At 69.1% G+C, this 10,047-nt stretch carries 9 protein-coding genes and 1 pseudogene; 3 read left to right on the top strand and 7 right to left on the bottom strand.

Features of this window, described 5'->3' with window-relative positions; all coding sequences use genetic code 11:
• Window positions 1-264 precede the first annotated feature (264 nt).
• Window positions 265-1,260, bottom strand: coding sequence for a DUF5937 family protein (locus tag ACWDA7_RS46120; RefSeq protein WP_450613320.1), 996 nt, complete (start codon window positions 1,258-1,260; stop codon window positions 265-267).
• A gap of 169 nt (window positions 1,261-1,429) precedes the next feature.
• Between ACWDA7_RS46120 and ACWDA7_RS46115 the strand changes: the two genes are divergently transcribed.
• On the top strand, window positions 1,430-1,942 hold the full coding sequence (locus ACWDA7_RS46115; RefSeq protein WP_450613318.1) for a DUF2690 domain-containing protein: 513 nt from the start codon (window positions 1,430-1,432) through the stop codon (window positions 1,940-1,942).
• Window positions 1,943-2,956: 1,014 nt separating this feature from the next.
• Window positions 2,957-3,229: a hypothetical protein gene (locus tag ACWDA7_RS46110; RefSeq protein WP_450613316.1), complete on the top strand. Its 273-nt coding sequence runs from the start codon at window positions 2,957-2,959 to the stop codon at window positions 3,227-3,229.
• 206 nt (window positions 3,230-3,435) lie between these two features.
• Here ACWDA7_RS46110 and ACWDA7_RS46105 read toward each other — a convergent pair whose 3' ends face one another.
• From ACWDA7_RS46105 to ACWDA7_RS46095, 3 genes are all read right to left on the bottom strand, one after another.
• Complete coding sequence (locus ACWDA7_RS46105; RefSeq protein WP_450613314.1) at window positions 3,436-4,962, bottom strand: amidase; 1,527 nt, start codon at window positions 4,960-4,962, stop codon at window positions 3,436-3,438.
• 93 nt (window positions 4,963-5,055) lie between these two features.
• Complete coding sequence (locus tag ACWDA7_RS46100) at window positions 5,056-6,306, bottom strand: iron-containing alcohol dehydrogenase (protein WP_450613312.1); 1,251 nt, start codon at window positions 6,304-6,306, stop codon at window positions 5,056-5,058.
• A 222-nt stretch (window positions 6,307-6,528) separates the two neighbouring features.
• The gene (locus tag ACWDA7_RS46095; RefSeq protein WP_450613310.1) at window positions 6,529-7,470 is read right to left on the bottom strand and encodes a hypothetical protein; all 942 of its coding nucleotides are present in this window, start codon (window positions 7,468-7,470) and stop codon (window positions 6,529-6,531) included.
• 399 nt (window positions 7,471-7,869) lie between these two features.
• Here ACWDA7_RS46095 and ACWDA7_RS46090 point away from each other — a divergent pair, with 399 nt between their 5' ends.
• Window positions 7,870-8,841, top strand: coding sequence for a GlxA family transcriptional regulator (locus ACWDA7_RS46090; RefSeq protein WP_361828380.1), 972 nt, complete (start codon window positions 7,870-7,872; stop codon window positions 8,839-8,841).
• 191 nt (window positions 8,842-9,032) lie between these two features.
• On the opposite strand, the gene ACWDA7_RS46085 is transcribed toward ACWDA7_RS46090, so the two are convergent.
• The 3 genes and pseudogenes from ACWDA7_RS46085 to ACWDA7_RS46075 all read right to left on the bottom strand — a co-directional run.
• Window positions 9,033-9,227: a hypothetical protein gene (locus ACWDA7_RS46085; RefSeq protein WP_450613308.1), complete on the bottom strand. Its 195-nt coding sequence runs from the start codon at window positions 9,225-9,227 to the stop codon at window positions 9,033-9,035.
• Window positions 9,228-9,418: 191 nt separating this feature from the next.
• Window positions 9,419-9,592, bottom strand: a pseudogene (locus ACWDA7_RS46080) (RNA-guided endonuclease TnpB family protein); the annotation flags it as partial.
• 32 nt (window positions 9,593-9,624) lie between these two features.
• On the bottom strand, window positions 9,625-10,047 hold a 423-nt coding region (locus ACWDA7_RS46075; protein ID WP_450613306.1), incomplete at its 5' end, for a transposase.

Here is a 10,047-nt window from a genome sequence, read left to right as displayed (position 1 = left end):
GGAGTTCGAACGAACCATCACCGAAGCCCGGTCACGCTCGCACCAGAAGGACCGAGCAGCATAGGGAAGTCCTCCACGTTTCGAGGGGATTGACAGTGTTCCGGCGTGGGCTTGGGCGCGGGCCCGGGCTGGTTGGTGTCGGCCTGGGCGGTCGCCTCGGCTTCGGGCTGGGCCCGCCCCGAGCTGCTGCTGACCAGGCAGGCGCTGACCGATCAAGGCCGCGTCGTGACCGTGATACCAGCGCCTGCCGCTACCTGTGCATGCTCAGTACACCTGGTTCGGTTGAGGCGGGTTCTCCGCCAGGAGGTCGACGCCCAGTGGGGTAAGGAACAGCAGTGTGCTCGTGCCTCGCCGGGAGCAGTTGATCAGACGTGCCTCACGTAGCGCTTTGAGGTGGTAGCTGGTGGCCGCCGGTGAGAGGCCGATGCGCTGGGCGACTTCGCCGGCCAACGCACCGTCCGCGGCGATGCGCAGCACCGCGGCCCGGGTGGTACCCAGAAGGGACTGCAGGGTGTCGTGCCCGGGACGCTGAGCATGCGGGCGCCACCATTCGGCGGTTTTTTCGACGGGATAGATCACAACCGGTGGGAGGCCGGGGTCGATGAGGGTGACAACGGTCCGCCAGCAGAACACCGAGGGCACCAGCGTGACACCGCGTCCTGCGAGATGGATGTCGCGGTCCTTTGGATAGTCCGCTTCGAGAACGGGCGGCGTCCACCGGAGCAGGGGTCGGAAGCTCTCCAGCAGGGCGTCGGCGCCGCCGTGCAATAGCGCACGGCCCCGCCCGGCCATGTCTGCTTGTGCGTGGGCCGAGACCCGGGACCAGTCGGGTAACAGGACCGACTCGTAGTAGCTGCGCAGTGCTTGACCCAGTGACGTGACCGCCGCTGCCTCACCGCGCACGAGCGGGGCTGTCCACTCGGGCAGTGCGGGCATCGCGGCGAGTTCCCGAGTGAGGCGCTTGCCTGGCGTGGACAGCACCGCCTCGATGCCGCATTCCATCCCTGCTGCGGCCTCGGAAGGCGTGAGGAAGTCCGGGAAGTCACCGTACGGCGGGGCGAGGGCGCGCAGGAGCCGCGGCATCCACACGGGAAGCCGGCGCAGCCGCTCGCGTGCCCTGGCCCGCCACGCGTCGAACACCGCTCTGCCCTCGCGGTTGCCCAGCAGGTTGGTGCTGAGTACGACCTCCCAGAGCGGATCCGGACGCGCTGCAACACGCGTACGCGCAAGATCGTCGCTGGTGAAATGCAGCCGGAGCACGCCTCCCCCCTCCCCGTGCCTCAGCGGAATCTAGCGCCACAGAAGAATCCTGACCAGCGTTCTTCCAGCACCTTGGAACGTGGTGGACTGGTGGGCCGGGTGCCCGCGACGATGACTGCCGCACGGCGTGATCGCACACTCTGTTGACTGACAGAAGGAGTCGTCTTCGGTGATACGCGTCAAAGCATCACTCACGGCACTGGCCCTGACGGTGGCGTCAGGCACCGCGGCCCTGGTGTTCGCCTCGCCTGCGCAGGCGGCCACCTGCTCCTGGTACTCCGGGCAGTTCGGCAACTCGTCGAACTGCGACAACCAGGACCCCGACGCTCTCGGTTCCGCCTGCGGCAGCGACGCTCGCACGGTGGCCTCCGTCGTGATGAAGCGGAGCTACGACGGCGCTGCGACCGGGCCGACCGTGGACCTGCGTTACAGCGCCAACTGCCGCACCGTGTGGGCCCGTATTCGCGGAGCTTGGGGGGCCGACTACGATCAAATGGGCTGTACTGTCACCATCCACCGCAACTCGGACGGTCAGGAACTCTACAGATCCCCGTCCTTCGGCTCGACGAACGCCACCGTCTGGACCAACGTCCTCTACGACGCCAGCGTCACCTCATACGCCAGCGGCCACTGCGACACCAGCCCCGGCTACAAGTACGACGGCACCACGAGCAACTGGTAGAGCCACACCTCTGTGCCGGATCCGGTTCCGGATCCGGCACAGACGCGCGTCGCGGAGGCGGTGGCTTCGCCGGTCAGGCAGCGGGCCATCGGGTCAGCCACCGCGAGGTGGAACACGGCTTCGGAGCGGGCTTGGAGGGTTTCGTAGTCGCGGGCCACTCAGCGGTGGAATAACGGCCGGCCCAGAGTCCGCTCCATCGCCCACCAACGCGGCAGCGGGTGAATCCCCGTGGTGTAGGCGGGCGTTGGGTGCTTTGCATTCCCTCGGTGACCGGCTGGTCTGCCAGGGTGTTCAGCGGGTGGTGATGGAGGCCACCTCTGGTCCGCCAGCTCGAACGCCTCGGTCGCCACGTCACCCTCACAGCGGCCTGAACACCACCCACCCGCTCTGGACCACCCTGCCCCCGGATACTCGGACATGCCCGCAGAACTGCTGATTTTCCAGCTAAGTTCTCGGCAAGAGCAGGGCCACGGTACTCGCTGTTGTGGGGCCTTCGCCCAGATACGCCGCCCCTCGCTGCTCCCGCTGGGCTGGGCCCTGCGCGACCTGGCGTCGACCTGCGTCACGAGGAGCAGGAGGGCTGCCGTCTCCTGGCGGTCCGGTCGGCGGACGTGGAGGGCGAGGCGACAGTCCGTCTGCATTCGGGGGCAATTACCCCAGACTTTCCGTCATGTTGGACGGGGCCAACCTTGCTGTTGCCGTCGTCGGTGTGATCGCCGCCGTGGCGTCGGCGTACTTCGCCTATGTGCCTGTACGGGACATGGTTCGACGGCGGCAGGTGCGGGCGCCGCGGCAGCGGCCCCCGGAAGGGCAACCGCAGAGGCCATACGACGTCTTCGTGTCGTACGCCGATGCCGAAGCCGGTGCCGCCGAATCGCTGGCCTGCCGGTTGCGGGACGCAGGGCTGTCCGCGTTCCTGGTCAGGTGGGTCGAGCCGGGGCTCATCCCGCTCCTGAGGCCGAACGGGCGCTTTCGGACGCGACCTTGGGTGTACTGCTGTTCGGCGTGGGCAGCATGGCCGACGCCAGAATCCGGGACGAGTACGCGGCACTGCTCCAGCGCACGTACGACGGCGGTCTGCGTTTCGTGCCCGCGCGTGTCGATGGCGCCGGGCTCCCTCCGTTCGCTGCCATCCGGCAGCCGCTGGACCTCGGTGGCGGACCGGGCAGCGAGGGCTACGAGGGTGAAGTCGACCGGCTGGCGCGGATCGCCCTGCTGATCCACCGGCCCCGCGCAGCCGCCTTCCGCGCGGACGCCGCACGGCTGACCCGGTGTCGAGCTGCCTGAGGCGGTACCGCTGCGCCAGTACGTCGTGCCGCTCCGGCTCACGGCGGCGTACGCCAGGTAGGCCGGGGCGGTCGGGGGCGCGCTCGTGGGCGATGCTGTCAGCGGGGTGAGCCTGGCGCGGGTGCTGCAGCGGCGCCTGAACCGGCCCAGGCGGCGCAGCGGCCACTGATCCCTACCCGGTCCTTGCCTCAGACACCGGACGGGGATCAGTGGCTGCCGCGCGGAAGAGCCCCCGTAGCGGGCGGGATGGGCGAGCGCCAGGTAGCGCGATATGGCGCGTCGGGGGCATCTGTACGGGACGCCTCGCCTCCGGGAGGGCAGCGGCGCTGTCGGCCCACCGTGACTGCAGGCCAGCGATTCTGTAGAGCCTCGGTGGCCCGGTGCAGGTGTTCCGCGATATCGAGCAGCCGCGACTCCGTCCGCGGCGGCGACGTCAGCTGGACGCCCACCGGAAGACCGTGCTCATCGAACCCGGCACGGACCGTGCAGGCGGGCAGCCCCGTCAGACTCTGTGGCGCGGTCGAGGTCATGACCAGTTCCCGGAAGGGCAGCTGACGTCCGGCATGCCGGAGCTTGTCCTGACCGATCGGCACGGGTGAGATCGCCGACACGGGGGAGAGCAGCACGTCCACGGCCGAGAGGATCTGGTGCATGACCGAATGCAGCCGCACCCGCTCATAGTGGCTGTCGACATACGTGTCCGCGTCTGCGATCGCCGCCAGCTCGAGGCGGGAACGCACCTCTTGTCCGTACTCCGCGCCTCGTCCGGGCCACAACCCGGCGCGCCGGTGCACCCGGGAGCCTTCCGCCAGAACCACGGCGCCCAGCGTCTCGTAGAGCCTCGGCGCATCCGGGGCCGGCACCTCGACCACCTGGGCGCCCAGCTCGGTGAAGGCGGCGGCGGTCGCGTCACGGGCAGCCTGTGCGGCCGAGCCCAGCGGGATCTGGTCCAGGTCGGGGCAGATGCCCACCCGCAGGCCCTTGATCGCGAGCGAGGACGGGTCCGGGGCGCCCCGGTGAAGCCGATAGTCCGGCTTGCTGATCACGGAGTGGAGCAGCCGTACATCGGAGACCGTGCGCGCCATCGGCCCCACGTGGTCCAGCGACGGTGCCAGGGGGAAGACCCCCCTGGCATCGACCGCGCCATGGGTGGGCTTGAGCCCGACCACTCCGCAGAACGCCGCCGGGATTCGGATCGAGCCCGCCGTGTCGGTGCCGAGCGCCAGGGGCGCCAGCCCGGCCGCCAGCGCAGCAGCGGAGCCGCCGCTGGAACCGCCCGGAACGCGATCGGGCGCCCATGGGTTCCGGGTGGGTCCGAAATGCTCGTTGTCGGTGGTGATACCCCAGGCGAACTCGTGGGTGGCGCTCTTGCCGATCACGACGCCGCCGGCTGCTCGCACCAGCCGGACCACAGGGGCGTCACGATGCGGCAGATGCCCGGCGAACATCCCTGATCCATAGGTGGTCTGCAGGTCCGCGGTGTCGATCAGGTCCTTGACGGCCACCGATATGCCGTCCAGTGGCAGGGGCCGCCCCTCGCGGTAACGGTGTTCGGATGCCTGCGCCGCCTGCAGTGCCCGCTCCAGCGAGGTGGCGGTCATGGTGTTGAGATAGGCGTCCAGGGCCTGGATGCGATCGCCGAGGGCGCGCACCACCTCGACCGGCGAGAGCTCGCGGCGGGTGTAGGCGGTACGCAGTTCGTGTGCCGACAGATAGGCGATCTCGTCATGCATGGGCACCACCCGCAGGGAGGGCGGCGGCTGTGCGGCGGCCCGCCGCTACGGGGCGCGAGGGCGACCGCAAGGCGTGGGATCTGGTTCGACGACTCACCACATGTCCCCCAGCAGCGCATCCAGACGTGCCGCCCCGTCGTCGCCCAACTGGGCCACAGCCCGAGGGTAGGCGGCGCGGACGGTTGCCGCGATCTCGGGCAGCTGGGTACGGGCGATGCCCACCTCCCGCAGCCGACTGGGCAGTTCGGCGGAGCGGATGAGCTCCTCCAGCCTGGCGGGCGCGTCCTGCGGATCGGCCGCCGCCGGACGGGAGAGGTCGAGGGTGGCGTCGACATCCAGGGCGCGGGCGACCTCGGCCAGGGCCTCGGGCGCCTTTTCGTGCATCGCGCGCATCACCGGCGCCAGCGTCACCGCGGAGGTCAGGCTGTGCGGTACGTGGTAGGTGCCGCCGAGCACATGGCCGATGCGATGGCTGAGGCCGTGGCTCAGTGCCCCAGGTGCGACGTAGCACTCCCAGGCCGCGATCTGGCAGGCCAGCCGGTGGTCCAGAGCCTGCGCATCCAGCGATCCGAGCAGTGCATCGGCCATGTGCCGGATACCGAGCCGCGCGAGTGATCCGGCCACCGGGCCGGGCAAGTCCGCCAGCAATCCCTCGATCGCATGGTCCAGCGCCTTGATCCCCGAGCTGCTCCACAGCTGCACAGGAGTGGCCACGGTCAGCTCGGGGTCGAAGACGACCATGGCCGGGGTGACGTCCGCTCGGGCGTAGCTCTGCTTGAAGGGGCCCTCCGGCCGCTCCTCGCTGACCCCGTAGAAGTGCGAGAGCTCCGCACCCGACAGGGTGGTGGGCAGCGCGATATGGACGGGTGCCCCGGCTCCCTCGTCGATCAGCTCTGCGGCGATGGCCTTGCCCGCATCGATCACCGAACCGCCGCCGAAACTGACGATGCCGTCCACTTTGAGCTCACGGCATCGCTGCGCGCCCGCCCGGACGCCTGCCTGCGGCACATGCGCGGCAAGGTCGCTGATGGTACCCACCAGCAGCGGACCGCACGCCGCCCGGACGCGTTCGAGCAGGACCTGCTGCCTGACCAGCGACGCGGTCGTGAGCAGCAGCACACGGCAGGCGCCGAGCTCTTCGAGCAGCTCCTGGAGACGGCCTGCCGTCCCCGCGCCCCACACCACGCGCCGGGTCGGCAGCAGCGGGAGTTGCCCCGGCCGGATGCTGCCGGCGAACCCGCTGCCCGCCCCGGCGGACGCCGTGGTGGACGGCAGCTGCCCGGTCACAGGTTCGGCCGGCGGCTGCTGGTCCGCGGCCGGTCGGCGATCCGTCGGGAAAGACATGGTTGCGCTCCTTGCGGTGGAGGTGCTACCGCCGGAACGAGGGACGGCCAGGCAGCGAGGGCAGGTCAGGTCAGGGACGAACGGACGGGTGGTGGGGCGACCACGGCGATGCTGCGGGTTCGTCGAGCCGAGAGGGCAGCCCGATGCGCCCACCCGCAGTCGCACCGTGACCCCGGTCGCCTTCGTGCGGCTGGGGTCTGGTGCGGCGGGCGTCCGGTCGTACTAGTCGAGGGGCTCCAGTTCGGCGAGGAAGCCCTCATGCCGGCTCTCGAGCCAGGAAGGCAGCTGCAGGGAGCTGCCCAGGCTGTCCAGCTCCTCGTCTTTCAGGAACCCCAGCGGGTGGCTCCAGGTGGCCTCGAACATGGCCCCGGCCGGGGTGCGGAAGTAGCACGAGTAGAAGTAGTTGCGGTCCCGGGGGTCGGTGACATCGATGAAGCCCATCGCCTCGAGACGGTCCTTGAACGCCAGCTGGGCGGTGGAGTCGCCGATGTCGAAGGCCACATGGTCGACGGTGTTGCGCATGTATCCCCAGCTGCCCTGGGGCTCGTCCGGCTGGTGATTGAACTCGACGAGCTGGCCGACCTGGCCGTTCGCCATGGAGTAGGAGCTGACCGAGCCGTCACTGTCCCGATGGACCAGCCCCATGCCCTCCTTGAGGAACATGTCCAGCTCGTCCACCTCGCGGGTCACCACCATCACGCTGTGCACGCCGCGGATGCCAGCGGCCGGCGGAACGTCCGCACCGGTCCAGGGCAGACGCTCGTCCACGGCGACGCCGACCAGCTGGTACTCGATGCCGTCCGGGTGGTGCAGCCGGATTCGCCGCTCACCGAGCAGCTCGAACTCCTCGTACGCCACACCCCTGGAGGCCAGCCTGTCGGACCAGTAGCCCAGGCTGTCCTGCGGCACCGACATCGCGATGGAGCGCACCTGGCCCGAACCCTGTCGACCCAGTGGCCGGTCCTCGCCGAAGGCGAAAGACGTGACAAGGGTGCCCGGCTCGCCGTACTGGTTGCCGTAGTACAGGTGGTAGAAGGGGCGCTTTCCGTCGAGAAGCACAGTCCTTTTGACATTGCGCAGGCCGAGCAGACCAGAGTGGAACTCGACATCGGTCCGCCCGCCGGTCACCGTGTTCGTGATGTGGTGGTAGCCGTTGAAGTGCATGATTCTCCCTTGTCGTCACAACGCCGTACCGGGTTTCGTCGACGGCCGGGCGACGAGTGGTGCGGACCGGCCGATGCGAGCGGTGCGACTGTGGCAGCTGCGCTGCACTTCCGCCGGTCGGTAGGCCTCCGATCTGCGGTGTAGCGCTGTCAGCAATCATGGCCGTCCGTTCACCGGACAACAGTGGCGCTAATGCCAAGTAGCGATGAGATACCGCCAGGCTGCGTGCGCTGGGCTTACTCCACCACGCTCCGCGGCCACCGCCGTGCGGTGGTACGGCCAGGGCCTCGACGGGTATTCAAGTACCTGCTGGATGGTTCGTCCGGGGCGATCCATGGGAGGACGCCGGCCGGAAAGTTATGTCCATGTCAAAATCCTCAAGGTCGATAGGATTCAGCCATGCACACCATGGCTGTACTGGCATTGGAAGGCGTTGTGGGGTTCGATCTCACGATCCCCTGCCAGGTGTTCGGCATGACCCGTCTCACCGACGGCAGCATGGCCTACGACGTGCGGGTCTGTGGCCAGGGCCCAGTGGCAGCGACCACGGGCCAGCCCGGCAGCCCAGCGCTGTTCCAGGTGCAGACCCCCTGGGATCTCGAGGTCATCGCGCAGGCGGACACGGTCGTGGTGCCGGGCGACGTCGAGCCGCCCGAAGAAGTCCTCGAAATGTTGCGGGCGGCAGCGAACCGGGGGGCGCGGATCGCCTCGGTGTGCACCGGCGCCTTCGCCCTCGCAGCCGCCGGGCTGCTCGACGGCCATCGGGCCACCACACACTGGGAGCGTGCTGCGGAGCTTGCCCGCCGCTATCCTCGGATCGACGTCGATTCGGCAGTGCTCTTCGTGGAAGACGGCCAGCTGCTCACCTCGGCGGGGGCCGCGGCGGGCCTGGACCTCTGCCTGCACATGGTCCGGAGCGACTTCGGCTCGGCCGTGGCGGCCGACACCGCCCGGCGCGTCGTGATGCCACTGCAGCGCCACGGGGGGCAGGCCCAGTTCATCATGCAGGAGGATCCGGCGGAGGAGGGCGTCACCCTGGCACCCACCCTGGCCTGGCTGGAGGAGAACCTGCACCGCCCCCTGACGTTGGAGGAGATCGCCCGGCACGCGGACACCAGCGTCCGGAGCCTCGCCCGGCACTTCCAGGCACAGGTGGGCACCACACCTCTCCAATGGCTGGTCCGCGCCAGGGTGCACCGTGCACAGCGACTGCTGGAGTCCACCGATCTGCCGGTCGAGCGGGTCGGCGCGGAGGCCGGTTTCGGTTCGGCTCCCACCTTCCGCCAGCACTTTGCCCGCCAGGTCGGGACCTCGCCGCTGCTCTACCGCAGCGCCTTCCGGGCCCGGGACAACGGCCAGCCCGCAGGATAGGCGCTTGCCCGATCAGGCCCGGCACCTGCCCGCGGAATGACACTGTCACGTTGACCGACCTGGTGGGACGATCTTCGGGCTGGTCATGCTGGGGAGGGACTGCCAATCATGGGAGCAGGGTAGGAGATGGCGCTACACCCTGCTGACGACCGTCAGACCCAGCCGATGCCGAGTTTCCGTAGCGCGTCGAGCTACTCCCTTCGTACGACGTCGAGTTCGGCCTTGAGCTCGTACGGATCACGGATCTTGGCCAGATGCGGCCACTCGCCCTTGACGTGCCCAAAGAGCGATTCGATCCATGCCTGGTCGTTGGGCGTGTGCGGGCGCCCGAAGTGCTGCGCAATCAGCGCGGCGGTCATGAAGACCCGCGTGTCGACGGAGGCCATCTACGGCCCGTTGTCCGAGACGGCCAGCAGCACGGGCGGCTCCTGGGGCGTTGAACTGGCGTACCGAATCCTATGGTTGTTGGCCCGCTCGGCCAGTGGCCCAAGCCCTCGGCGTGCAGGGCGGTGTTGAAGGCTCCCCTCCCTGAGGGAGGGGATTGTCCACCCTCCAGGGCTGAGCGGGGATTTACGGCTCAGGCTGCCGCCTGGGCCAGCGGCCCCGGCGGTCTTACGCCCTCAGCACCGTCCGGGTTCCAACCTGCCCGGACCAGCATCACGCGGGCGGAGTTCTTGTCCCTGAGGGACACGGCTCCGCACACGGTGCAGGCATAGGTTCGTTCGGAGAGAGGGAGTGCGTGCTCTCTCTTGAAAATGGTGAGCTTGGGTACGTCGGGTTGGGTCACGCGGTTCCTTGATCTCGTGGTGTGAGGTCGACGTCGAAGCCGAGGGCGGCGAGTTGGGCGACGAGTCGTCGCTTGTGCCGTTCCTTACCGAGACGGTTGGTGAAGTGATCGGGTCCGAGGTCGTGGTAGGGCATGAGGTCGTGCAGGATGTGCCAGGCGGCGACGAGGATCGAGTGGCCGACGGCCACGGTGGCACGCTTGACGCCGCGGTGTGGGACCAGACGGCGGAACTGGGCGCCGAGGTAGGTGCTCTTGGAGCGGGCGGCGGCGGCACCGGCCATGTACAGGGCGGTCTTGAGCCAGGGATCCCCGTGGCGGGTATGTCCCGATAGGCGTTTGCCCGCGGACTCCTTGTTGCCCGGGCACATTCCGGCCCAGGAGGCCAGGTGGGCGGCGGTGGCGAAGCGGTCCATGTCCAC

This window comes from Streptomyces sp. NPDC001156 (assembly GCF_053598275.1).
Note: the sequence above shows the minus strand (reverse complement) of the source record. Positions and strands in the feature narration are given on the sequence as shown.

Excerpts from the sequence above, each read along its gene's own strand:
- ACWDA7_RS46110 (WP_450613316.1), top strand. The coding sequence starts at position 2,957 with ATGGCCGACGCCAGAATCCGGGACGAGTACGCGGCACTGCTCCAGCGC.
- ACWDA7_RS46105 (WP_450613314.1), bottom strand. The coding sequence starts at position 4,962 with ATGCATGACGAGATCGCCTATCTGTCGGCACACGAACTGCGTACCGCC.
- ACWDA7_RS46100 (WP_450613312.1), bottom strand. The coding sequence starts at position 6,306 with ATGTCTTTCCCGACGGATCGCCGACCGGCCGCGGACCAGCAGCCGCCG.
- ACWDA7_RS46095 (WP_450613310.1), bottom strand. The coding sequence starts at position 7,470 with ATGCACTTCAACGGCTACCACCACATCACGAACACGGTGACCGGCGGG.
- ACWDA7_RS46090 (WP_361828380.1), top strand. The coding sequence starts at position 7,870 with ATGCACACCATGGCTGTACTGGCATTGGAAGGCGTTGTGGGGTTCGAT.
- ACWDA7_RS46085 (WP_450613308.1), bottom strand. The coding sequence starts at position 9,227 with ATGGCCTCCGTCGACACGCGGGTCTTCATGACCGCCGCGCTGATTGCG.